A 25184-nucleotide genomic window follows, 5' to 3' on the forward strand; every position below is an offset into this window, starting at 1 on the left:
GGCCTGAACGTGGGATGCGGGGAATTGGGGCGTAGAACCACCACCATAAAAACAAAAGTGGCTGCTTCTGCGGCAGCCACTTTTGTTTATCAAACTAAAATACAATCTCCTTATGCAGTCGCTTCTTCATATGCACTTACCGGTTCGCAGGTGCAGATGAGGTTACGGTCGCCATACGTATTGTTGATACGGCTTACAGAAGGCCAGAACTTGTTCTCCTTCACATAGCTCAGCGGAAAGGCAGCCTGCTGGCGGCTGTAGGGGCGGGCCCATTCATCAGCCGTGATCACAAACTGGGTATGCGGTGCATGTTTCAGTACATTGTTTGCCTTATCTGCAGTACCGTTTTCAATGGCGCGGATCTCCTCGCGGATGCTCAGCAGGGCATCGCAGAAGCGGTCCAGTTCTGCTTTGTCTTCACTTTCCGTGGGCTCTATCATGATGGTGCCGGCTACCGGGAAGCTCATGGTGGGCGCGTGGAAACCGTAGTCCATCAGGCGTTTGGCCACATCTTCCGCTTCTATACCGGCAGAAGCCTTGAAGGGACGCAGGTCTACGATGAACTCGTGTGCACAGGTGCCGTTGGAACCAGTGTACAGGATCTCGTAATCCTTTTCCAGGCGGGCCTTCATATAGTTAGCATTAAGAATGGCATATTGGGTCGCCTGCTTCAGCCCTTCAGCACCCAGCATACGGATGTAGGCGTAGGAAATGAGCAGGATGGAAGCCGAGCCAAAAGGCGCTGCCGATACGGCGTGCGGCTGTGTGCCATCCAGGCTTACGTGGCCGGGCAGGAAAGGCGCCAGGTGGCCGCGCACGCAGATGGGGCCCATGCCGGGACCACCACCGCCATGCGGGATCGCAAAGGTCTTATGCAGGTTCAGGTGGCATACGTCTGCGCCAATGAGGCCCGGAGCGGTGAGGCCCACCTGGGCGTTCATGTTGGCACCATCCATATACACCTGGCCACCATGCTGGTGCACGATGTCACAGATCTCTTTCACGCTTTCTTCGTATACGCCGTAGGTGCTGGGGTAGGTGATCATGATACCGGCCAGGTTAGCTGCATGTTGCGCGGCTTTGGCCTTCAGGTCTTCCACGTCGATGTAGCCATTTTCCAGGGCTTTCACTACTACCACTTTAAAGCCGGCCATCACTGCAGATGCGGGGTTGGTACCGTGGGCAGAGATGGGGATGAGGATCACGTTGCGGTGTGCTTCATTACGGCTCTGGAAGTAGTTACGGATCACTACCAGGCCTGCAAATTCGCCCTGGGCGCCACTGTTGGGCTGCAGGGAGCAGGCATCAAACGCGGTGATCTTGCAGAGATAATCGCTCAGTTCCTGTACTACCTGGTAGTAGCCGCCTGCCTGTGCCTTGGGGGCAAAGGGATGCATTTTGCTCCAGTGGCTCCAGCTCAGGGGGATCATTTCCGTGGCTGCATTCAGCTTCATGGTGCAGGATCCCAGGGAGATCATGGAAGTATTGAGCGAAAGGTCTTTATTTTCCAGCATCTTGATGTAGCGCATCATCTGGGACTCACTGTGGTGGGTGTTAAACACCGGGTGGGTAAGGTAAGCAGAGGTACGCTGCAGGGAAGCAGGGAGCTGTGTTGGGGCAGCAGGCTTACCGGAAAGGGCCGGCGTGCCAAATACTGCGAGGATGTCATTCACATCGCTGATGGTAGTGGTTTCATCCAGGGAAATGCCGATCTGGCCACCGGGCAGGTAGCGGAAGTTCATACCCGCTGCTTCTGCTTTGGCCTTGATGGCTGCATCATCCTGGCCTTTGATCACCAGGGTGTCAAAGAAGGATGTGGCTTCCAGCTGGATGCCCTGTGCCTGCAGTTTTTCTGCCAGGGTGGTTGCCAGCAAGTGCACGCGGCTGGCAATATTTTTCAGGCCTTGCGGACCGTGGTATACGGCATACATAGCGGCCATATTGGCCAGCAGGGCCTGGGCGGTACAGATATTAGAAGTGGCTTTTTCGCGTTTGATGTGCTGCTCGCGGGTTTGGAGGGCCATGCGCAGGGCGCGGTTGTTCTGGGCATCCACGCTCACACCGATGATGCGGCCAGGTATGGCGCGTTTGAAATCGTCCTTCACGGCAAAGAATGCAGCATGCGGACCACCAAAGCCCAGGGGAACGCCAAAGCGCTGGGCCACGCCCAGGGCCACGTCTGCGCCCAGTTCACCGGGAGGGGTGAGCAGGGTAAGCGCCAGCAGGTCTGTAGCAATGGCTACAAACGCGCCTGTGCTGTGCACCTGGTCAATGAATGCGCGGTAATCTTCTGCAGCACCCACGTTGTTGGGGTATTGCAGCAGGGCGCCAAAGTAGCTGTCGTCCAGCTTTGCCGTTTTGTAATCGCCGGTCACGATCTCGATGTGCAGCGGGTTGGCGCGGGTGGCCAGCACATCCAGCGTTTGCGGGAAAGTATGTTGGTCTACGAAGAAGCGGGGGCGGGTCAGGTGGTCGTGATCCTTGTTCAGCTGGTTGAAGAACATGATCATGGCTTCTGCCGCGGCGGTAGCTTCATCCAGCAGGGAGGCGTTGGCAATGGGCAGGGCGGTGAGGTCGCTTACCGCGGTCTGGAAATTCAGCAGGCTTTCCAGGCGGCCCTGTGAAATTTCCGCCTGGTAGGGCGTGTATTGGGTGTACCATCCCGGGTTCTCAAAGATGTTGCGCAGGATCACGCTGGGCGTGATGGTGTCGTAATATCCCTGGCCGATGTAGGAGCGTAAAACCTGGTTCTTGAGCGAAATTTCTTTCAGTTGGTGCAGGTAATCGTTTTCGCTGATGGCGCCCGGAACGTCCAGGGCGTGTTGCATACGGATGGCTGGCGGTACGGTCTTGTCTACCAAAGCCTCCAGGGAAGGCTCACCGGTAGTTTGCAGCATTTGTTCAGTTTCCCCGGCATTCGGCCCGATGTGACGGGTTTCGAATTCATTTTGTTGTAGTGCAAAGAGATCCATTATGAGAAGCAGGTAATGATATGAAAGAATGTGCAAAATTAACATAGTTTTCCCCAATGGCCAAGGGCTGGGCACCATTGGGGATACTGGGTTGATAAATGGCGGGCTGCAGGCACAGGGATTGTCATGGGATTGTTTGGGAAGTCCCGGGAGCTGGGCCTTTAGGTCCTGGCCCTGGGTCTTAAGTCCCAGGTCTTAAACTTTAGGGTTTAAATCCCAGGTCCTAAGTTAGGCCCTAAGCCTGGAAAGTACCTAAGACCTAGGACCTAAGACCTGAGACAATTTCCTACCTTTGCCCCCAATGGACAAATCTTTAGAAAACTGGCAGGAGCGGGCGGTAGAAGCGCAGAAGCAGAACAAGCAGTTCCTGGCCAAACTGCAGGGGCGCAAGGGTAAAGGCGTGGAGAAACATTTACCTGATCTGCACGAGGAAGCCTTCTCCAAAATCGATTGCCTGGAATGTGCGGGCTGCTGCAAATCCATCAGCCCCCGTTTTAAAAAGCCGGATATTAAACGTATTTCCAAATACCTGGGCATGAAGGAGGGCGACTTTATTGACACCTACCTGCGCATAGACAGCGATGAGGATTATGTCACCAAATTCTCACCCTGCCCTTTCCTGGAAGAAGACAACAAGTGCCGTGTTTACGATGTGCGCCCCGGCGATTGCGAGAACTATCCTTACACAGACAGTTACGATTTTGTAAAAAGACCTAACATCACCGCGGAAAACTCGGTGATCTGCCCGGCCGTGTTCTACGTACTGGACCGGCTGAAAAAGATCGTCCAGTAGGGAAAGACCCATTCCCGCCAGCTAATCATCTTACAGGAGCATTGCCGTTCACTATCCTGAAAAATAACAAACCCGGATCCAGGACACCAAAGGCCACTAGATCCGGGTTTATTGTTTGGAGGAACTGTTATTTGGAAATTTCTTTCCGCTACGCTTTCAGGTCCAGTTTGCGCATGGCAGGGGAGATAATGTAGGTAGTGACCACCACGCCCAGGGTAACACAGCCACCCGCCACCACGGAGGTTACAAGCCCCAGGGCCCTGGCGGCAAAACCACTTTCAAATGCGCCCAGCTCATTGGACGATCCTACAAACATGGAGCTTACCGCCGCCACGCGCCCCCGCATTTCATCCGGCGTTTTGAGCTGCAGGATGGTCTGTCGGGTGATCACGCTCACACCATCCACCACGCCACTCAGGAACAGGGCAAAGATGGACAGGTAAAAGCTGGTAGACAGGCCAAATACGATCATGCACAATCCAAACCCAAACACGGCAGCCAGCAGCTTGATGCCGGGTTTTTTCTTCAGCGGGAAATAGGCCAGGATGAACATGGTAATGGTGGAACCAATGGCAGGCGCGGCTCTCAGCATGCCATATCCGTCTGAGCCTACATGAAGAATGTCTTTGGCAAAGGCGGGCAGCATACTCACGGCACCCCCAAAGAGCACGGCAAACATATCCAGGGCCATAGCACCCAGCACTACTTTGGTATTCCACACAAAGCGCATGCCTTCGCCCAGGCTTTTAAACACATCACCATCCTTAGGGTGGTAATACACGGGCTTGGGCTTTATCTGCAAAAGACTGAACAATGGCAGGATGAACACCAGCACCACGGCAAACATGGCCCCATGCACGCCAAACCAGTGGATGAAAAAACCTCCCAGCGCAGGCCCCATGATAGCGCCTATCTGCCAGGCAGAACTGCTCCAGGTGGCGGCATTGGCATATTGCTCCCGCGGCACCAGCAGGGCCATGAGGGTAAAGGTAGAAGGACTTACAAACGCCCGCACAATACCCCCGATGAACACCAGGATGTAAATGCCGGTAAGGGCCATATGGTCTGTGATATGCTGGGTAATGGGCTTCCAGGTAAGGGCAAATAATGCCATGCTGATGAACAGGTAGCCAATAATGCATTTAAGCAGCATACCCCGCTTTTCCATCTTGTCTACAATATGGCCTGCAAAAAGGGCCAGGCCTACGGAAGGGATCACCTCCGCCAGGCCCATAAGGCCCAGGGAGAACGGGTCGTGGGAAAGCTCATACACGCGCCATTCCACTACGGCAAACTGCATGTTGAGCGCAAAAACGAGGGCGAAACGGATCACTAAATAAAACTGGAATTCACGGGAGCGTAACGATGCGTACGGGTCGTTTTTCGACGGTATGTCTGACGGTGCGGAAGCCAAGGCTGAAAAATTTTAGCGCAAAACTACACAAAACCAGGAGAAACAGGAGCCTCATTGCCACTGACCCCACAATATATTCAAGAAAAACATTATTGAAAATCAGGGCCAATGTTTATCTTTATGGATGGCATAAAAATTGGCCACAAAACAGCTACAGCAGCCGCCCTTGTAATATTTTGTTAAATAGGCCGGCCGTCCGCCGCGCCGGGGTGCCTTTTAGATTATATTTGATTGAACGTTTTTTAAGGATTGTATATGAGATTGAAACTGATCATTCCCGCCTCGCTGCTGTGCATTTCTGCAGGCATCCTGGCATTCAGCAAGTACGGACACAGTGAGCCTCCCGGCAGATACGAAGTGATCATGAACCTGATCGGGCAAGTACTCAAAGAAGGTCATTACCAACCCCGCCCCATTGACGACGCATTTTCCAAGGAAGTTGTTGATAAATACATGAAGACCCTGGACGTGGAAAAGAAATTTTTCCTGCGTTCAGACAGCGCGGAACTGGCACCGTTGTCTACCCACATTGATGACGAGCTGCGTGGTGAACCGGTACTGTTCTTCAACAAGAGCAATGAAATTATCAAGAAACGCGTAGCGGAAGTGGCGGCCATTTACCCGGAACTGCTTTCCAAACCGTTCAACTTCTCGGTGCCGGAAACCGTGACCCTGGACCCTGACAAGCTGAGCTACCCTGCAACGGAGGCAGAACGCCGTGAAGCCTGGCGCAAGATCCTGAAGTACCGTACCCTGGAAAACCTGGAAGACCTGAAGGATGTGCGCGAAAAGGAAAAGACCAAGCCCGGCGCGGTAGTGAAAACAGATGCCCAGCTGGAAGCTGAAGCCCGCGAAAAAGTAAAGAAATTATACGATCGTTATTTTGACCGCCTGAAAAACAAGGAAGATGATAATGCCCGTTTCAGCTATTATGTGAATGCCATCACCAACACGATGGACCCCCATACCGATTACTTCCCGCCGGATGAGAAGCGCTACTTTGAAGAGCAGATGGCCGGCAAGTTCTACGGCATCGGCGCCCAGCTGAAAGAGGAAGATGGCCGCATCAAGATCGTGAGCATTGTACCCGGCAGCCCTGCTGCCAAACAGGGCCAGCTCAAAGCCAACGACGTGATCCTGAAAGTGGCCCAGGGAGACAAAGAGCCCCTGGACATTACCGGCTACGCCGTGGAAGACGCCGTAAAAGTGATCCGTGGTGAAAAAGGCACCGTGGTAAAACTGACGGTGAAAAGCGTGGATGGTACCATAAAAGACATACCCCTGGTGCGCGACGAGATCACCACGGATGAAACCTTTGCCAAATCTGCCATCATCAATGGCGACCATAAGATAGGCTACATTTACCTGCCGGAATTTTATAATGACTTCCAGGACCGCAACGGTCACCGCTGCGCGGAAGATGTGGCTAAAGAAATTGCCAAACTGAAAGCAGAAAAAGTGGATGGCATCATCCTGGACCTGCGCTTCAATGGTGGTGGTTCCCTCTCTGACGTAGTGACCATGGGCGGCCTCTTCATCCCCGAAGGCCCCATCGTACAGGTGCGTGGCCGCGGCAATGACGTAACCACCCTGCGCGACCGTGATAAATCTGTACAGTACGATGGTCCCCTGGCCATCATGGTCAATGAATACAGCGCTTCCGCTTCCGAGATCATGGCCGCTGCCATGCAGGATTACAAACGCGCCGTGATCATTGGCAGCCAGTCCACCTTTGGTAAAGGCACCGTACAGCGTATGTTCTCCCTGGACGACTTCTATCCCAATAAGGCAGACATAGGCGGCAGCCTGGGCGCCATTAAGCTTACCATCCAGAAGTTCTACCGCATCAGCGGGGGATCTACCCAGCGCAAAGGCGTGGAATCTGACGTGGTACTGCCAGATCCTTACTATGATGTGGCAGAACGCAAAGACACAGATGCCCTGGCATATGATGAAATTCCGAAGGCTACCTACACCCCCTGGATGTACCCGGTGGATGTAAACACCCTGCGTAAGAAAAGCGAGCTTCGCCTGGAAAGCAACCAGCACTTTAAGCTGCTGCAGGAAAACATCAGCGCGGTAAGGGCCATGGACAAGCAGGAGACCTACTCTCTGGATGAAGCATCGTTCAAGGCAGAGCAGAAGAAGAACGCGGGCATGCTCAAAAAATATGACAATGCCAGCGAAAGCCTGAAGGCCCTGAACATCCAGAATCTGAAAGTAGACCTGGAAAAATATGGCAATGACACCATGAAACTGGCCCGCAACAAGGAATGGCTGAAAGTGCGCACCAAGGACATGTACCTGGATGAAGCCGTAAACGTAATGGACGACCTGATAGGCCAGTCATTACCACAAATGCAGAAATCCACCGCGAAGAAAGACTAGTGTTTCAAAGGGTTATAAACTTAAAAGAGACCACCCGGAAAGGTGGTCTCTTTTTTTATAAGATAATGTTGCCCCGGGAACCGGGGAATTGTTTTTAAAGCCTAATCTTCGGTAATAATATCCGCCAGGTTTTGCAGTTCATCCGGCTTGTATACTTCCTTGGTGTCGTTAAAGCACTTGGCCATTTCACGGAGGAGGAAGCTGATGATCTGCCGGTTGGTCTGCGGTCTAAAGAAGGCGTCGTCCTTGTTTACGTTGATGCGCTTCAGGTAAGTATCTACATCCTGCTGGGTGTAGATCTGCCCCTGGATGGGATCAATGTAAAACATGATCTTATAGTCCTCGGGATTTACCGGGTAGGAAAAATCTATGAAGGTGTCAAAGTAGGCCAGGATGTACTGGCGGGGGATGCGCACTGCGTACACCGGGAGGTCCAGCATGCTGCAGAGGGCCTGGTAAATGATACCATTGGTCACGGGGTTGCCGCGTTTGGCGTCTATCACCTGGTTGATGAAGAACTGGTATTTGCGCTGGTAGGAAACTTCCTCGCCCTTGAGGCCAAAGTAGTTATAGATCATGCTGTTCAGCACATTGATCTGCTCCAGGGGGGTGAGGTAGTTATTCAGTTCCAGCCAGATATTGCGCTTGATGCGGTCTATCTCGGTGGTAATGCGCCGGGCTTCCATATCAGGGTACTGGTAATTGGCGGCCAGCATGGCGCCTTCCAGCAGGTCCGGTGTATCCTGCAGCAGCCAGTCGCGGAAGCATTGTTGCAGGTCTTCGTAGTGTACGCGGTGAATGAGGAGCTCAATGCGCTCCTGCACAGATTCGTCAATAATCGTTTCCCAGAGGTTCTCCAGGTTAGGGATTATTTGTTTGCCGTACAATGAAATCTTGTTGGCCACTGTGTTATACACTTCCTGGTCGGGATCGTCCAGGAGGTGAAACAGTGCACTTAGTTCTTTCGTCTCGTTCATGTGGCTGAAAATTGGCAAAGCTTACAAAATTGCGGGAGCCAGCTGTGTAAGCACATGCATGTTCACTTTACCCCATGCAGGTAATGTGCCAATGCAGGCCATGCCACTGCGGCTACTCCGCTTTTTTCTTCCTGGGCGGTGCTTTTTTCTTCGGCGGATTGGCTTTGGCTTCTTCAATGATAGCTTTACATTCCTCTACGGTCAGTTGTTCCGGATGTTCCAATTTTTCCTTCGGCAACTTGTAATTCTTCAATCCTACTTTCAGATAGGGGCCGTACGGTCCTCTGAGCACCTGGATCTTTTCTTTTTCAAAAATCTTGATGGTACGCTCATCCTTGGCGGCGCGCTTCTCTGCGATCAGAGGGGCCACTTCGTCAAGTTCTACGGTATAAGGGTCCATTTCCTTTTTCAGGGAATAGAATTTCTTGTCGTGCTGTGCGTAAGGGCCAAAGCGGCCAATGTTCACCGTTACGTCCTGGTCTTCAAACTGGCCCAGGTTGCGGGGCAGGCGGAAGAGCTCCATGGCCTCGTCGAGGGTAATGGTTTCAATGCTCTGGGTGGGTTTCAGCTTGGCAAAACGCGGCTTTTCCTCGTCTTCCACCTTACCGATCTGGATCATAGGGCCATAACGTCCCATGCGGGCCACGATGGGCTTGCCGGTGGCTTCGTCCACGCCCAGCTGGCGTTCGCCTTTTACGCGTTCGGCATTCTCCAGGGTGTTTTCCACATCCTTATGGAAAGGATTGTAAAAGTCCTTCAGCATATTGTTCCACACCTTCTTACCGCTGGCAATTTCATCAAACTCGCCTTCAATGCGGGCCGTGAAGTTATAGTCCATTACCGAGTTAAAATACTGGTTCAGGAAGTCCGTCACGATCATGCCGAGATCCGTGGGGAACAGCTTGGCCTTTTCAGCGCCGGTGTTCTCCTGGTCTTCTGCCTGGGTGATCTTATCTTTCTTGAGGGTGAGGATGCGGAAAGTGCGTTTTACGCCTTCTTTATCCCGCTTTTCCACGTAGCCGCGCTTCTGCACGGTAGTGATGGTGGGCGCGTAGGTAGAGGGGCGGCCAATGCCCAGTTCTTCCAGCTTCTTTACCAGCGAGGCTTCCGTGTAGCGGGGGGCCGGGCGGCTAAAGCGTTCGGTAGCGCGCATTTCGCGCAGGTCCAGCTGCTGTTTTACCGCCAGCAGGGGCAGGCTGCCTTCCTGTTCTTCCTCGTCGGTTTCATCTTCATCATCCCGGCCTTCCAGGTAGAGTTTCAGGAAGCCGTCAAACTTGAGCACCTCGCCGCTGGCGGTGAGCTCTTCGGGATTGGTGGAGATGGCGATCTTGGCCGTGGTCTTTTCCAGTTCGGCGTCGGCCATCTGGCTGGCCAGGGTACGTTTCCAGATCAGTTCATATAATTTCTTGGTATCGGAGTCCTCCACGGTCTGGTTTGCAGCGTAGGTAGGGCGGATGGCTTCGTGCGCCTCCTGGGCCGATTCATTTTTGTTCTTGAACTTGCGTTCCTGGTGGTATTTCTCGCCATAATTCTTGATGATGGCGGCTTTCAGGTCGGTCATGGCCGTTTCTGAAAGATTTACCGAGTCCGTTCTCATGTAGGTGATCTGGCCGCTTTCATAGAGTTTCTGGGCCAGTAGCATGGTTTTAGATACGCTGTAGCCCAGCTTGCGGCTGGCTTCCTGCTGGAGGGTGGAGGTGGTAAAGGGGGCGGCGGGTGTTTTCCGGGAGGGTTTTACCTGGATATCCCGCACGCTGTAGGCCGCGCCTACGCACTGTTGCAGGAATTTCTCAGCATCTTCCGCGCTCTTGAAGCGGGAGGGGCCTTCCGCCTTAAAGGTTACACTTTTACCGTTGATATCTTTTGCCGTGAAATAGGCTTCTACTTTAAAGGTGCTTACGCTTTTGAACGCGTTGATCTCCCGCTCCCGCTCTACGATGAGGCGTACGGCTACAGACTGTACGCGGCCGGCGGAGAGGGAATTGCGCATGCTCATTTTGCGCCACAGCACCGGGCTGAGCTCAAAACCCACGATACGGTCCAGGATGCGGCGGGCCTGCTGGGCGTTCACCAGGTCCATGTTCACCAGGCGGGGTTGCTGCACGGCGCGCTCAATGGCCGGTTTGGTGATCTCGTGGAAGACAATACGTTTTGTAGAGTAGGGATCAAGACCGAGGACTTCGCAAAGGTGCCAGGATATAGCTTCCCCTTCGCGGTCCTCATCCGTTGCCAGCCATACCTCATCGGTATCCTTGGCCATCTTCCTGAGCTCTTTCACCACCTTCTCCTTATCGTCCGGGATAATATATTTGGGTTTGAAATTATTATTGATGTCAATCCCCATTGCATCCTTTTCCAGGTCACGGATGTGACCGAAGCAGGAACGCACGTCGTAATCATTGCCCAGGATCTTCTCTATCGTCTTTGCCTTAGCGGGGGACTCGACTATAACTAAGTTTTTTGCCATGTAACTGCCGTTGTTATTTGCCACTAAATACGCATTTTTTTGAGATTATTTCATCCCATGCGATTTCTGCAAGTATATAAAAGATGTATGTAACTAAAAAATACGGGGCGTTAGGGACGCTACCTGGGTGAATTATACATTGTAAATTTAATGAATGTTGCTGGTCGGCAGATATTTCAAATAAATATAATAAGGTAATATTCACCATAAAGATGCACATTATGACTTAAATTGAGGCTGCCTATTTTTAAGACGGAACGACAATGCGGAGGCCAGGCACTTATTCACGTTTTTTAACCGATCTGTAAATTCCCATGGACATTGTTATTATTGGTGCGGGCAATATTGCCTGGTGTTATGGCCAGCAGCTAAGGCTGAACGGGCATGTGGTAAAGCAGGTGATCAGCCGCCAGGAAGCACATGCCCAGGCCCTGGGGGATGCCCTGAATGCGGAATGGACCACAGACCTGCTTAATATAAATATGGAGGCGGATGTGTACCTGCTGTGCGTGGCGGACGATGCCCTGGCTACCCTCAATGACGAGTTGCGGCTGGGCCGGCGCATGGTGGCCCACACGGCGGGGGCGGTGCCGCTCAGCGCCATTGGCCGCATTTCCACCCACACGGGGGTGGTGTACCCGCTGCAATCTATCCGCAAGGAAAATAAGAACTACCCGGAAATACCCATCATTATTGAAGCATCCAACGAGGATACCCTGCGGCGCCTGCAATCGCTGGCCCAAAGCATTTCGCCCCGGGTAACCCAGGCGGATTCTGCGCACCGGCTGCAACTGCACCTGGCGGCCGTACTGGCCAATAATTTTACCAACCACCTGCTCACCCTGGCCAAATCGCGCTGCCAGGAACAGGGCCTGGATTTTTCCCTGCTACAGCCTATTATCCGGGAAACCTTTGACCGCCTGGAAAAATTTGGCCCGGAAAACGTACAGACTGGCCCGGCCCTGCGCGGAGACCAGCATACCATGGCCCTCCACGAAAGCCTCCTGGCAGACAAGCCTTTGCAGCTGGAGGTGTATAAAGTGTTGTCTGCCAGCATTGCGGAGTTTTATCGCGTGGGCAGGGAGTAAGCATTAAGTAGGTATTAGGCAGTTAGGCCCCAGGACCTAAGACAATTTCCCTGCATAATACTTACTACATACTACTTAATGCATTAAACGATACTTTTGCGGCGGACTAAGATCAACGCATGAACTTACTTTCGCTTTTTAAGCCCATCACGACCTTTGTATTGGATGTAGACGGTGTGCTCACAGACGGCACCGTGCAATTGTTGCCCAGTGGCGAGCAATCGCGCCGCATGAACACCAAAGACGGCTATGCCATGCAGCTGGCTGTGAAAATGGGATACCGCATTGTGGTCGTCTCCGGCGGTAAATCTGAAGGCGTGCTGGCCCGTCTCAAAGGCCTGGGCATCACGGATATTTACCAGGGCGTGGCTGATAAAAAGGAACAACTGCAGGACTATGCTGCGGAAAATGACCTGAAATGGGATGAAGTGCTCTACATGGGCGATGACATCCCGGACTACTGGCCTATGCAGCTCACCGGCCTGCCCACCTGCCCTGCAGACGCAGTGCCGGAAATAAAAAGCATCTGCAAATACATTTCCCCGCTGAACGGTGGACAGGGTTGCGTGCGCGATGTGATCGAAAAGGTCCTGAAACTTAATGGTCAGTGGATGATGGACGAACACATCGCATCCAGGTAGCGCTAGCCCTGGGAAGACCATCTAAATTATACACCACATGAAACTGCTGAAAGCCTTTCTCAGGTTGATCCGTTATCCCAACCTGATCTACATAGCACTCACCCAGTTCCTGCTGCAGTACTGTGTGGTAACGCCGGTGCTGGAAAGCCAGGGCGTTATACCTTCTCTTACATGGACGGGCTTCTGGCTGCTTTGCGCCAGTACCGTGTTCATTGCCGCGGCGGGGTACATTATCAACGACTATTTTGACATCAACATAGACATCATCAACAAGCCCCACAAGATGGTGCTGGATAAGATCATCAGCCGCCGCTGGGCCATGGCCTGGCATACCATCCTGAACCTGGCCGGTGTATCCATCGGCTTTGTGGTGGCTACGCGGATAGGACAGATCTACCTGGGTTTTACCCAAGTGCTTTGTTCCCTGCTGCTGTGGTTCTATTCTACTTCTTTTAAGCGCCAGGTGCTCATTGGCAATGTGGTGATCTCCCTGCTTACGGGACTGGCCGTGCTGGTGATAGGCTTATATGAGAAGCAGATCTACGAAAGTTTTGCGGCCATCATTTCCCCGCTGGGGCGCCGCCTCATCCAGATCATCGGCAGCTACGCAGTGTTTGCCTTTGTGATCTCGCTGGTACGCGAGATCGTGAAAGACCTCGAAGATATGATTGGCGATGCCAAGGACGGCTGCCGTACCATTCCCATTGTATGGGGCGTGAAAGCCGCCAAGCGCCTGTGTTACGGGCTGCTGCTGGGCACAGAAGGACTGATCATACTGGCCCAGGTACGTGTAGCCACCCTAGGCTGGTTGTGGGCCATGGCGTACCTGTTTTTAATGGTGCAGCTGCCGGTGGCCTATGCCTACCTGCTGCTACGTAAAGCCAATACCCCGGCGGATTACCACCGCATCAGCACCCTGGTGAAGCTGATCATGCTCACGGGTATCCTGTCCATGTTTTTCTTTAAGTTCCTGCTATAATTATCCGCTTTTCATGTACAAAGGACCACGTATTATCCTGGCATCCCAATCGCCCCGGCGCAAGCAGTTGCTGGAGCAGGCCCATATCCCGTTTGAAGTGCGGGTGGTGGCCACTGAAGAAACTTTTCCTGCAGACATGCCGCTGCCGGAAGTGCCGGTGCACATTGCCCTGCAAAAGGCAGATGCCGTGCGCAATATCTGCGCGCCGGATGACATTATCCTGGCGGCAGATTCTGTGGTGATCATTGATAACACGGTAATTGGTAAACCGCAGGACAGGGACGATGCCATCCGCATTTTATCCCGGCTGAGCGGCCGCACCCACGAGGTGATCACCGGGGTGGTGATCCGCCAGGGAGCCCGCCAGCACACGTTTTCCAAGACTACATCGGTGCATTTTAAACCACTTACCACGGCGCATATATCCTTTTACGTGGATGAATATAAGCCGTATGATAAGGCCGGGGCGTATGCCATCCAGGAATGGATAGGTGCCGTGGGCATAGACAGGATAGATGGCTGTTTTTACAACGTAATGGGGCTGCCGGTGAGTGCAGTAGTGACAGTGTTAGAGCAGTGGTAGGGATCAAATAACTGATAAATGAAAAAGCCTGCAAATTCACGTTGCAGGCTTTTTCATTTGCTGGTTATTCCAGTACCAGCACATTCACATTTTTATCTTTCAGCCACTTGGATGTGCGGAGGTCTTTCAGGTTGATCTTACCTACCACGTAGCGGAAAGTGGGGGACTCGTATTTTTCGGAAATGCTTTCAAATTTGTCAAGGTCCACCTGCTCGGGGGCGCTGTAGCGCAGGTATACATTCAGCACTACATCGTTGGTGAAGTTTGGCTGGTTATTCTGGCGGATCTTCTTGTACTCATACCGGTAGTTGTAAAGCAAGGCAGAAATATCGCTCAGTACTGCGCTGCCGGTGGCGGTGCCGCCGGCGCCCTTGCCTACAAAGAATTGCTTATCGGTGAAGGCACTTTCCAGCAGGATGCCGTTGTATTCATTGTACACATCAAAAAGCAGGTTGTGCTCGCGGATGAGGTGGGGCAGCACGTAGGCAAACACGTTGCCATTCTGCCGGCGCACTGCGCCTATCAGCTTGATGGTGCAGCCACGCTGGCGGGCAAACTGGATGTCAAAATCATTGAGGTGATGGATGCCAAAGTTGAAGACTTCGTCCGGTTTCACAAATGTGCCGAAAGCATGCAGCAGCAGGATCACGATCTTGAACTTGGGGTCGTACCCTTCAATATCCAGGGTGGGGTCTGTTTCTGCAAAACCCAGGTCCTGGGCTTGTTGCAGGGCGGTTTCAAAGCTCAGGCGCTCTTCAAAGATCTTGGTGAGGATATAATTGGTAGAGCCGTTGCAAATGCCTTCCACGGCATTGAGCAGGTCATTATCGTAATACTCTTCCAGGTTGCGGATGATGGGAATACTGGCGCAGCTGGAGGCTTCGTACAGGAAAGGCACTTTGTTCTCTACCTGCAGGTTGTAGAGGGCTTCCATGTTCTCGGCTATCATGCGCTTGCTGGCGCTTACCACGGCTTTGCCATTGCGCAGCGCCGTGCTTACAATATCAAATGCAGCATCTGTTTCGTTGATCAGTTCTACTACCACATCAATCGTGGGGTCGTTGAGGATCTCATTCTTATCCGTAGTGAAATAGTGGCTGTCTATAGGACGTGGCTTGTTGGGATCTTTAATACAGATCTTTTTAATGCGGGCGTTAATGCCTTTTGTTCTGTTCAGTACTTCGTATAAACCTTGTCCTACTACACCAAATCCAAAGATGCCTAAATTGATGATTTTTTGTTCCATAATCTATTGTAAAACGGTAGTTTGTTTACCAGCGGGCTGGCTCAGTTTATCTAATGCTTGTTTCAGGTCGTTGATGAGATCTTCCGCGTCTTCAATGCCAATGGAGAGGCGGATCAGGGAGTCTGCCAGGCCGGCCCTTTTGCGATGCTCTTCGGGTATGTTGCGGTGGGTCATCGTAGCCGGGTGGGCCAGCATGCTTTTCACGCCGCCAAAGCTCTCCGCCAGTTTAAACAGGCGGGTGGCATTTACAATGCGGATGGCGTTCTTGATGTTATTTTCCTTCAGCGTAAAGCTTACCAGTGCGCCAAATTGTTTCTGCTGTTTTTTAGCAATATGATGGTTACGGTGTGAAACCAATCCCGGGTAATACACCTTCTCCACTGCCGGGTGGGTGGTAAGCCACTGTGCAATGACCATGGCATTGGCACATTGCTTCTCTATGCGCAGCTGCAGGGTTTCCATGCCCCGGATGGTAAGCCAGGCTTCAAACGGGCTGAGAATACTGCCGGAAATGTTCTGGGTGAAGCGGAGCTGGTCTGCCAGCGGTTTTGAATTGACCACCACCAGGCCTGCCAGTACATCGGTATGGCCTGCCAGGTACTTGGAGGCGCTGTGGATCACAATGTCTGCCCCGGCGGGGATGGGCTTTTGCAGCAGCGGGGTGCAGAGGGTATTGTCTACCACCAACAGGATGTCCTGCTTGTGGGCGATCTTGCTGGCCGATTTGATGTCGGAGATCTGTAAAGTAGGATTGGTGGGCGTTTCCAGCCAGATGATGCGGGTTTTGTCCGTTACCTGCGCCTGGATATTATTCGGATCGGTGGTGTCTACAAACTTTACGAGGATGCCAAAGCGCTCCAGCATGTGGTTGAACATCTGGAAAATGCCGCCGTAGGTGTCCTGTACTGCCAGGATCTCGTCGCCGGTCTTAAGCAGCTTGAGCACCGCGTCAATGGCGGCCATGCCGCTGGCAAAGCCAAAGCCTGCGTGGCCTTCTTCCAGCTCACAGATCAGTTGCTCCAGTACCTTGCGGGTAGGATTATTGGCCCGGGAAAATTCAAAGCCTTTGTGGATACCGGGCGATTCCTGTACAAAGGTGGATGTTTGATAGATCGGCACCGAAATAGCCCCGGTGAGTTCGTCTACCGGTATGCTGTGAATGAGATGGGTGGCTGGCTTCATGCAGGTTGAAAAGTTTTATTGGCAGGTGCTGGCATCGGTTCACCCGGAAAGTGGGGGGCATAAAAAAAGCCCTTCCGGGAGTTGGAAGAGCTACAAAATATCGTAGGAGGATAAAAATCTCTGCCAACTTATCTATCCCGCGATCTGCACCGTGGGCCGGAATTAGCACCTTTTCCTGCTTGCGCAGGATGGTTGCTAAGGCATCGCAGGGCCAAGTCCCTCCGCCTTTCTGGATAAGTAATGTTTAAGAACTGCCGTGCAAAGGTAGGGGGTGCGGTATTAATTTCAAAATATTTAGGGGCGGGTCATTAACGTAATATTTACAAAAGTCTGGGGGAAATGAGAAAACTTTGAGGCATTGTATTGTAAACCTAAAAATCAGTTTGTTATGCCAGCAGCTGTTAGCCCGGCGCCGCCGCTCTCCGAAGACCTGCTTCAATTTATCTGGCAATTCCGCCTTTACAATGCTGAAGACCTGCGCACCACGGCCGGTGAGCCGGTAAAGGTGATCACCACCGGGGCGTGGAACCGCCACGCGGGTCCCGATTTTTCCGGCGCCCGCATCCGCATCGGGCGCACCCTGTGGGCAGGCAACGTGGAGATCCACCTGCGGGCTTCCGACTGGTACCGTCACCGCCACCAGCAGGACCCCCGCTATGACCGTGTGATCCTGCATGTTGTCTTTGAACAGGACCTGGATGCCGATATGGCCTCCATGCCCTGTGTGGTGCTGCAGTCGCGCATTTCAAAGTTGTTACTGGCGCGCTATGAGCAGCTGCGCCACAGCCAGGACTTTGTGCCCTGCGGGCGCCAGTGTGAGCGCATTACCCCGCTCACCTGGAGAAGCTGGATAGACCGCCTGCTGCTGGAGCGCTGGGACCGTAAAACCACCGACCTGCAGGGCTGGCTGCAACAAACCCGGCAGGATTGGGAGGAAACCTGCTACCAGGGCCTGGCGCAGGGCTTTGGGCAGCCGGTAAATGCCGGTGCCTTCCTGTTGCTGGCCCAGTCCCTGCCGCTGCGTAGCCTGCGCCGCAGCAATGTATCACTGGAAACAATGGAAGCCCTGCTTTTTGGCCAGGCGGGCATGCTGGAAGCACCATTTACGGATGACTATCCCCGCCGCCTGCAGCGGGAGTACCGCCACCTGCGGCGAAAGTACAAACTGCAGCCCATGCCCGCCCACGCCTGGAAATGGCTGCGCATGCGGCCTTCGGCTTTTCCCACCTTGCGCGTGGCCATGCTGGCTGCCCTCCTGCATCAGCGGGAACACCTGTTTTCCCGCATCGTGGAAGCAAAAGACAGCCGGCAGCTGGAAAACCTGCTGCATGTGCAGCCCTCCGCTTACTGGGAAACCCATTACCGCTTTGATGTGGCGGTAACGCGCACGCTCCTGCCAGGCCGGCAACTGGTGCACAATATCATGATCAATACCCTGTTGCCTCTGCTGTACTGGATAGGCCAGCAAAGGGCTGTACCAGAGCTGCAGGAGCGGGCCATGAACTGGATCCAGGAAATGCCGGCGGAGCAAAACCGCATTATCAGTGGCTGGAAAACGCTGGGTATTATTGCAGAAACAGCGGCGGACAGCCAGGCCCTGTTGCAACTGAAGCAGCATTACTGCGATGAGCGGCGATGCCTGGAATGCGCTATTGGCGCGCGGATCCTGCAATCCAGCAGCTCGGAGGCCGTGGAGTTTGTGAAGCAGCGGCGGTAGGGGCGGGCGTGGGGGCGTGGCCGTGGTGATATGTTTCTTTTGCTGGTGGTTAAACCGGTTTGTATTTCCATTGTCCATACAGGGCAGTCCTTTTCCGCAGTTGTAACAAATGCGGGCCGGGAGCGCTTTACCTGTGTCATGGTTTCAGCGATCCCAGGAGGTGCAAGCCATGCCAATGCCTGATACAGGGTATCAAAAAATCCTGTACGTTTGTATAATTGCATATAACATATAAGCATCACCAAGCGTTTATAAAAAAATAGCCCGCACGTGAAAAAAATCTACCTACTCTTATTGTTATCCGGTATCGTTACAGCTTCCACGGCTCAAACCACAACGCACCCGGTCAAGAAGGGGACTAAAAAAGCAAGGCCTTTACGGGAAGGAGAGGAACTGGTCAACGACTATGAAAAAGAGTTTGGGATCGGGGCACGTGTGAATACAGACGGATGGACCGGCGTATTTGAGCTGGGGCGGCGCAAGAACCGCAAAACGGTTAACTTTTACCAGGTAGAATTTTCAGAGAAGAAAGACCCCAAGGAAGACCGCAAGCCCGGGGCTATAGACCCCAATGGCTTTGGCTATTCAGAGCGCTCTTACATCCTGGGCAAGATCAATAACTTTTACCAGTTTAAACTGGGCATAGGCCAGCGCCAGCTTATAGGCAGCCGGGCTAACAAGAATGGCGTGGAAGTGACCTACTTCTACTACGGCGGCCTTTCCCTGGGCATGCTGCGCCCCTATTACGTGAAAATGGTTGACCCTGTGGATGGTAACCGTGGTGTGATAGAAGTAAAATACTCCCCGGCTATTGACGAGCAGTGGAATGATCCCAACGAGATCTACGGTGCCGGCAGCATTACCAAGGGGTGGAGCGAAATGAGTTTTGTACCCGGTGTACATGGTAAAACCGGTATGCGGTTCGACTGGGCCCACTCTACCCGCCTGATCAGCGCCCTGGAGATCGGGGTGAATGCTGAATATTACACCAAAGATGTACAGATCATGGCAGACCGTGACGGTAAGAAGTTCTTTTTCAATGCCTTTTTGGGGCTGCAGTTTGGGAAATGGTGGAATAAGAAATAGTATTTAACTTAGCGGCTTAAAGAAAGGATCAGCGATGGAAGAACTAAAGGTGTCTGCCTGTGTCCCAGCTACTTCAACGGAGACCAGGGTGAAAAAGCCCGATTGGCTTAGAGTAAAATTACCGATTGGCGAAAGCTACCGCCAGGTACGCAACCTGGTGGATACCCATAAATTACATACAATCTGTGAAAGCGGCAACTGTCCCAATATGGGCGAGTGCTGGGGAGCCGGCACGGCTACTTTCATGATCCTGGGCAATATCTGCACCCGCAGCTGCGGCTTTTGCGCAGTGGCCACCGGCCGCCCGGAACCGGTAGATTGGGATGAGCCCCAGCGTGTAGCCGAGGCCATCCACCTCATGAAGGTAAAACACGCGGTGATCACTTCCGTAGACCGTGATGAACTGAAAGATGGCGGTTCCATCATCTGGGCTAACACGATCAAGGCCGTTCGTTCCCTCAATCCGGATACCACCATGGAAACCCTGATCCCCGACTTCCGTGGGCAATGGGAAAATCTCCAGCGTATTATTGACGTAGCACCTGAGGTTGTATCGCACAACCTGGAAACCGTGGAGCGCCTTACCAAACAAGTGCGTATCCAGGCCAAATACCACCGCAGCCTTGAAGTGATCCGCCGCCTTAAAGAAGGGGGCATGCGCACCAAGAGCGGTATCATGCTGGGCCTGGGCGAAACCAAGGAAGAAGTGATCCAGGCAATGCAAGACCTGTATGATAATGGCTGCGATGTAGTGACCCTGGGCCAGTACCTGCAACCCACGCCCCGCCACCTGCCGGTAGTACGCTTTGTACACCCGGACGAGTTTGCGGAGCTGCGTGAAATTGGTTACGCTATGGGACTGGACTACGTAGAAAGCGGCCCCCTGGTACGCTCTTCTTATCACGCAGAAAAGCACATCCACTCCGGCAGAGCTTAATCATTTTAAAATAACATGGCTAAAAAGCATTCCAGTTGCAAGACCGGGATGCTTTTTTGTTATTACTAAACATTTTAATATGATGAAAATTATTGTCAGCCGTAGGTCCCGCATGTAGCGCTATTTCCCCAAACCAGCGAAGCCATGAAATGCGTATGCCTACGCATCAAGTGCAGGCATTTAATTTGATCATTCCCCCATGAATCCTTCTATCCTTCCACCACCCAAACGAAACCGCAATGAACAAGATAGCAGCCTACGCAGGCATAGCGGGCGTATTACTGGCCGTTTTATCACAGGCCGCTATTTTGAACGACTGGGACATGCAGTCGTTTTTCCGGGTATTGGGGTTGGCTGGATATATTTTCATCATCAGCGCTGTGGCGTTCTTCACGCTGTCGCTGGTAAACAAATGGTACAAACGGGAAGACATCCGGGATGCCCGGAGGGATTTCTAAACTAAATACTGATTGTTGTTAATCTGGGCTGAACAGCCGGGCTTTAATACCCGGGCTGTTTGGCCCTTTCCAGTCTTAAACAGGAGCCTCCACTCCGGGGCTTCAACCATTATCGGCAAAGCCGGGGTAGAGGGTCATACCACCGTCTACAAAGAGCGTGGTGCCGGTAATATAATCACTATCATCACTGGCCAGGAATACGGCAGCTTTACCCACGTCTGCTGCTTCTCCTATGCGTCCGTAGGGGATCAGCTCCAGCAGCTTTTGGGCTGCCGCCGGGGTGTCCCAGGCTTCGTGGTTAATGCGGGTGCGGATGGCGCCCGGTGCTATGCTGTTGATGCGGATCTTCTCAGGGGCATATTCCTGTGCCAGGGTTTGCATCAGCAGTTTTATACCACCTTTACTGGCTGCATAATTTACATGACCGGCCCAGGGAATTACTTCGTGTACGCTGCTCATGCAAATGATCTTGCCTGCGGCGGCAGAGCGCTCCGGTACAATGCCCCTGCGCAGGAATTCTTTAATGGCTTCGCGACAGCAGAGGAACTGCCCGGTGAGGTTGATGCTGATCACTTTATTCCATTGTTCCAGCGTCATTTCTGTGAGTTTCGCATCCTGCTGGAGGCCTGCATTGGCCACCAGGATGTCTACCGTACCAAACTGCCGGATGGTTTCGGCAAACAGGTGCTGCACTTCTTCTTCCTTGCTTACATCACATTGTATGATGGTGGCTTTTCCATTCCAGCTATTAATGGTGGCCAGTACGGCTTCGGCTTCGGGGCGGCTGCCTGCGTGGGAGTGGTTAATGACCACGGTGGCTCCGGCCCTGGACAGGGCAAGGGCTACACCTTCGCCTATGCCGCTGCTGCTGCCGGTCACTATGGCCACCTGTTGCTGTAAACTGTTGCTCATGATCGGGGATTTTTCCGGAAGTTACTGCAAAAGCGTGCCATAAAACAGGGCTTTTCCCCAAACGAAGAAGCCGCCCAAGAATGGGCAGCTCTCCTTTTATCCTATACCTATGAAATACAATGTAGTAGCGGGTTTTGGCAGATGAAAGGGATTGATTTCAGATAAAGAAACCGCCCCTGAAAAGGGGCGGAGACTTTCATCCTTGTTTGTTTAACCCATATAAAGGTCCATAGATTTTCATATGAGATTATTAATGATTTGTTAATGGCGAAAAATATTTTGGGAGAATACCAAGGGGGTGTAGAAAGCATAGGATGCCTATCCGGCCGTAATAGCAGGTGCAGAAATGTTAATGGTTAGGAATGCTACTCTACGGTGAAGGTGCTGAAGGTATAGCAAGGTTTGCCTTGGGCACTTAAGCCTTGTAGTACCAGGCAGTAGACACCCGGTTCATCGCCGGTGTAAAAGCTGATGGCGCCATTGCCGTTGCTATCGGTCTGCACGGCAGGGTTCCAGTAAAGGGTATTGCGCTGGTCCGGCATGCTGGGCACATTTTTCCGGGCATAGTTGGGCACATAAAATTGCAGTGGAAGCTCGGTGCCGCTGTAGTCTGCCACCATCGCATTGGGGTCCAGCTTGTAGCCGGCCATGTCCCCGGCGTAGGTCTGTATGCTGACCACGCCATTAAACACCCCGCCTGGGTAAAAGGCTTTGTGCGCCATTACAGATACTTTGCGAAGTTGCAGCGGGTTGAGGGCAAAGATGCGCTTATTGTCAAACACCGGTACGCCATCCAGCAGGATGAGGGGATCCGTGTCAAAGAATTTTGGATTTACCAGCTGGCTATTGAGTACATGCAAATGCAGGGTGTCACCATATTTACGTACCATCACGGTTTTAATGAACTCCCGGAACACTTCTTCCACGGTGGTAAAGCGGGTATAATCATCCAGCATCACTTCTTCTTCCGGTTTGGTAAAAAAGAAAGTGGTATCGCGGAACCGCGCAGGGGCGGGCAGGATGCTGTCGCCATAAAAGGTTTGCCATACCTGGGCACCGATATGGTCTTCCAGGAGCTGACGCTGCAAACTGGCGTCCATAGCCGCACTGGTGCGGCTGCTGTCATTGTTTTCTTCCGTAAAAAATGCCGGTGTCCTGGGTGGTGTGAAGTCTGTAAAGGGGCTGTATACCGTTACCAGGTAGCCATTATGAGTGGGCGTGTAGGCTTGCACAATAACATCTGCATTGCCGCTGTAGCCTTGCAGATCCAGGCTGAAATCGCCATCCCGCGTGGCAGGGATGCAGTAAAACCGGGGGCTTTGCCCGGTGACGGTGATCATTACAGGTACCTGCAGGGGGGCGCCGGTTTTCTTATCGGTAATGCGGCCGGTGAGCACCTGGTTGTAAGGCTCCGGCAGGTGAAAGGTGTCCTTGCTCAGGTAGTGCGATTGCTGTGGTACTGCCAGTTGCCGTATGTCGGGGCTGTCCAGGCTTTGGAGTGCGTTCATGCGGTATACGGCAGCCGAAAGATTTGCCACGATCGGTGCGTGCGTATCGTCAAAACTGTTGATGGTGATCTTTACCGGCTGGCGCTTGCCAAAATGCCCCGCATTGGTACTGGCCTGCAGGTGGTAGGCAACGGGTGCGGGCAGGCCTTTCTGCTTTTGTAAACGGGGCACTGGTTCAAAGGTATTGACGATGCGGATATTCTTTTCATAGAATAACCCGTATTGCTCCATGTTGCGCGTATACGCCCGCAGGCGGTAGCTGCCGGTGGGCAGGCTGTCCGGTATTTCCAGTGTGCCGGCAGCATGGGAGAGGCTATCCAGCAGTAGTTTTGCCTGTATGGAGGGCATCCTGCTGCTTTCATTATACAGGTCTATATAGCCAATGGCGCTGTGAAATCCGTCTGTCGTATCATCATTCACGGTGTACATTTTCATCCAAACGGTTTCCCCGGCCAGGTAGCAATTCCGGTCTGTATGCAGGAAGGCTTGTTCCCGGTAGGTCTTCTTTGCATTGGGGATCTGGGCTGCTGCGTGCAGGGACAAGGCAACCAGGAACCATGGCAATATGCAGTGTTTATTTCTCATGAAAATAATACGATTAGTTAGGCCAATAATCCGGCTTCTTGCGCCCTCCTTTGCCCCAGAAGATGCAGTCTACACAGATGGTATCGTAACAGTATTGCAGGCCTTTCGGGCCATTCAATACCGGGATGGCCCTGGCGCAGCAAGCGCTGTAAAGATCGGAGCAGGGCTGGGGCGTTGAGAGGTCCGGACAAGGCGACCGGGTGGTCATGAAATAGACCGATTGTTCATCCAGCGGTGTATCATATCCGGGGAAGCCCATGTAATTGCTGACATATTTAGTATCGTAATCAAACGAATATTTCCAGGAAGTGAGGTTACTGTGGTAAATGAACAGCCGTTTGTCCGTTACCGTAGATGCTGTCATGTATCCAATCACTACCGCATTTGTATTGTTCACTGCGTGGATATTGCCTTTGAGCTGGGTGGGCAACGGGCCAAAAACATTGCCTATGTCCTGTGTAGCCTTCTTCAATGCGTTGAAGTAATCATAGGCGGCATCGCTGATGGCATATTCTTTTATGTGAATGGAGTAGATGTCGCTCAGCTTTATTGAGCCCGAGGGTATGTAGGCAATGGGATATAAGCTTACCTGGCTTTCAGACAGGGCCTGGGTGGAGTATATCAGTATGTTTGACGAATAGCCTGTTTCATAACAATTGTAAAGGCTGTCCCTGTTTGTCTTGCTGCGCATGCTTAGTATGCGCTTGGACCAGTCGTATAAAATGCTGCTTTCGTAAGGAGGATGGTATTCCCAGGTTTCATCATAGTCCCAGCGGAAATTCTTTATCGTATTGGAATGATCATGGGTATCCAGGTAGATCTGTACGCCATCGTCTGCTTTGCGCGCGTAGTAAACGGTGTCTATCGGTGGGGTGGTCAGCACCGGTATGTTGTCCGACTGGTACTCCTGCTGGTCAGCCGTTTGTATATGCAGCTGGCAATTGCCGGCAACAAGTTGTATAGCGGAGGTTTCATAATATCCGCTGTCGCCGGTTTCTGTGAGTACATAGGTGTTGCCATCCTGGCTCACGCTTACACTGGCCCCATGTTCTGCGGCTACAGAAGCAGTATCATTCACGTTGGTGGTGCGGGTAAGGCGGATGCGGGTGGTGGAACCGGCATCTGCATTAATAAATCCATCTACCACCAGGTAATTCCTGTTGCCGCTGATCACCTTTGGCGTGTAAGGGTCTTTGCAGCCCAACGCAAAAAACAGGGCCAACCCGAAGAGACGGAAACGCATGATGATAA

Annotated in this window: 19 protein-coding genes and 1 riboswitch; of the genes, 10 read left to right on the forward strand and 9 right to left on the reverse strand. The window is 52.6% G+C overall.

What is annotated here, in order from left to right; all coding sequences use genetic code 11:
• Positions 1–110: 110 nt before the first annotated feature.
• Positions 111–2972, reverse strand: a complete 2862-nt coding sequence (gene gcvP, locus DCC81_RS12920) for an aminomethyl-transferring glycine dehydrogenase (protein WP_108687040.1) — start codon at positions 2970–2972, stop codon at positions 111–113.
• 301 nt (positions 2973–3273) lie between these two features.
• On the opposite strand from gcvP, the gene DCC81_RS12925 reads away from it, so the two are divergent.
• Positions 3274–3765 carry a YkgJ family cysteine cluster protein gene (locus DCC81_RS12925; RefSeq protein WP_108687041.1) on the forward strand — a complete coding sequence of 164 codons (492 nt, stop codon included), beginning with the start codon at positions 3274–3276 and terminating at the stop codon, positions 3763–3765.
• Positions 3766–3913: 148 nt separating this feature from the next.
• Here the strand turns inward: DCC81_RS12925 and DCC81_RS12930 are convergent, their stop codons facing one another.
• Complete coding sequence (locus DCC81_RS12930) at positions 3914–5179, reverse strand: MFS transporter (protein ID WP_108687042.1); 1266 nt, start codon at positions 5177–5179, stop codon at positions 3914–3916.
• Positions 5180–5434: 255 nt separating this feature from the next.
• On the opposite strand from DCC81_RS12930, the gene DCC81_RS12935 reads away from it, so the two are divergent.
• Positions 5435–7567 (forward strand): carboxy terminal-processing peptidase, encoded by a 2133-nt coding sequence (locus DCC81_RS12935; RefSeq protein WP_108687043.1) that lies wholly within the window; start codon positions 5435–5437, stop codon positions 7565–7567.
• Between the two features lie 101 nt (positions 7568–7668).
• Here the strand turns inward: DCC81_RS12935 and DCC81_RS12940 are convergent, their stop codons facing one another.
• Complete coding sequence (locus tag DCC81_RS12940) at positions 7669–8544, reverse strand: transglutaminase-like domain-containing protein (protein ID WP_108687044.1); 876 nt, start codon at positions 8542–8544, stop codon at positions 7669–7671.
• Positions 8545–8656: 112 nt separating this feature from the next.
• On the reverse strand, positions 8657–11011 hold the full coding sequence (topA, locus tag DCC81_RS12945; RefSeq protein ID WP_108687045.1) for a type I DNA topoisomerase: 2355 nt from the start codon (positions 11009–11011) through the stop codon (positions 8657–8659).
• Positions 11012–11325: 314 nt separating this feature from the next.
• Here topA and DCC81_RS12950 point away from each other — a divergent pair, with 314 nt between their 5' ends.
• From DCC81_RS12950 to DCC81_RS12965, 4 genes are all read left to right on the forward strand, one after another.
• The gene (locus DCC81_RS12950) at positions 11326–12099 is read left to right on the forward strand and encodes a Rossmann-like and DUF2520 domain-containing protein (protein WP_108687046.1); all 774 of its coding nucleotides are present in this window, start codon (positions 11326–11328) and stop codon (positions 12097–12099) included.
• A gap of 119 nt (positions 12100–12218) precedes the next feature.
• The gene (locus tag DCC81_RS12955) at positions 12219–12740 is read left to right on the forward strand and encodes a KdsC family phosphatase (RefSeq protein ID WP_108687047.1); all 522 of its coding nucleotides are present in this window, start codon (positions 12219–12221) and stop codon (positions 12738–12740) included.
• Positions 12741–12777: 37 nt separating this feature from the next.
• A complete protein-coding gene (locus DCC81_RS12960; protein WP_108687048.1) occupies positions 12778–13719 on the forward strand; it encodes a geranylgeranylglycerol-phosphate geranylgeranyltransferase in 942 nt (313 codons plus the stop codon).
• A gap of 13 nt (positions 13720–13732) precedes the next feature.
• On the forward strand, positions 13733–14302 hold the full coding sequence (locus tag DCC81_RS12965) for a Maf family protein (protein WP_108687049.1): 570 nt from the start codon (positions 13733–13735) through the stop codon (positions 14300–14302).
• 64 nt (positions 14303–14366) lie between these two features.
• Here DCC81_RS12965 and DCC81_RS12970 read toward each other — a convergent pair whose 3' ends face one another.
• Positions 14367–15548: a homoserine dehydrogenase gene (locus tag DCC81_RS12970; protein ID WP_108687050.1), complete on the reverse strand. Its 1182-nt coding sequence runs from the start codon at positions 15546–15548 to the stop codon at positions 14367–14369.
• Between the two features lie 3 nt (positions 15549–15551).
• A complete protein-coding gene (locus tag DCC81_RS12975; protein ID WP_108687051.1) occupies positions 15552–16730 on the reverse strand; it encodes a trans-sulfuration enzyme family protein in 1179 nt (392 codons plus the stop codon).
• A 125-nt stretch (positions 16731–16855) separates the two neighbouring features.
• Positions 16856–16970: riboswitch (SAM riboswitch) on the reverse strand.
• A 148-nt stretch (positions 16971–17118) separates the two neighbouring features.
• Between DCC81_RS12975 and DCC81_RS12980 the strand changes: the two genes are divergently transcribed.
• From DCC81_RS12980 to DCC81_RS12995, 4 genes are all read left to right on the forward strand, one after another.
• Positions 17119–18447 (forward strand): DUF2851 family protein, encoded by a 1329-nt coding sequence (locus DCC81_RS12980; RefSeq protein WP_108687052.1) that lies wholly within the window; start codon positions 17119–17121, stop codon positions 18445–18447.
• 270 nt (positions 18448–18717) lie between these two features.
• Positions 18718–19533, forward strand: coding sequence for a hypothetical protein (locus tag DCC81_RS12985; RefSeq protein WP_133177651.1), 816 nt, complete (start codon positions 18718–18720; stop codon positions 19531–19533).
• Between the two features lie 34 nt (positions 19534–19567).
• The gene (gene lipA / locus DCC81_RS12990; RefSeq protein WP_108687054.1) at positions 19568–20470 is read left to right on the forward strand and encodes a lipoyl synthase; all 903 of its coding nucleotides are present in this window, start codon (positions 19568–19570) and stop codon (positions 20468–20470) included.
• A 239-nt stretch (positions 20471–20709) separates the two neighbouring features.
• Positions 20710–20928: a hypothetical protein gene (locus DCC81_RS12995; RefSeq protein WP_108687055.1), complete on the forward strand. Its 219-nt coding sequence runs from the start codon at positions 20710–20712 to the stop codon at positions 20926–20928.
• A gap of 102 nt (positions 20929–21030) precedes the next feature.
• Here DCC81_RS12995 and DCC81_RS13000 read toward each other — a convergent pair whose 3' ends face one another.
• The 3 genes from DCC81_RS13000 to DCC81_RS13010 form a co-directional block, all read right to left on the reverse strand.
• Positions 21031–21840, reverse strand: coding sequence for an SDR family oxidoreductase (locus DCC81_RS13000; RefSeq protein WP_108687056.1), 810 nt, complete (start codon positions 21838–21840; stop codon positions 21031–21033).
• A gap of 365 nt (positions 21841–22205) precedes the next feature.
• The gene (locus DCC81_RS13005; protein ID WP_133177652.1) at positions 22206–23933 is read right to left on the reverse strand and encodes a hypothetical protein; all 1728 of its coding nucleotides are present in this window, start codon (positions 23931–23933) and stop codon (positions 22206–22208) included.
• Positions 23934–23946: 13 nt separating this feature from the next.
• Positions 23947–25176, reverse strand: a complete 1230-nt coding sequence (locus DCC81_RS13010) for a DUF4249 domain-containing protein (protein ID WP_108687058.1) — start codon at positions 25174–25176, stop codon at positions 23947–23949.
• Positions 25177–25184: the final 8 nt, after the last annotated feature.

Source organism: Chitinophaga parva (assembly GCF_003071345.1).
Taxonomy (GTDB): Bacteria; Bacteroidota; Bacteroidia; order Chitinophagales; family Chitinophagaceae; genus Chitinophaga; species Chitinophaga parva.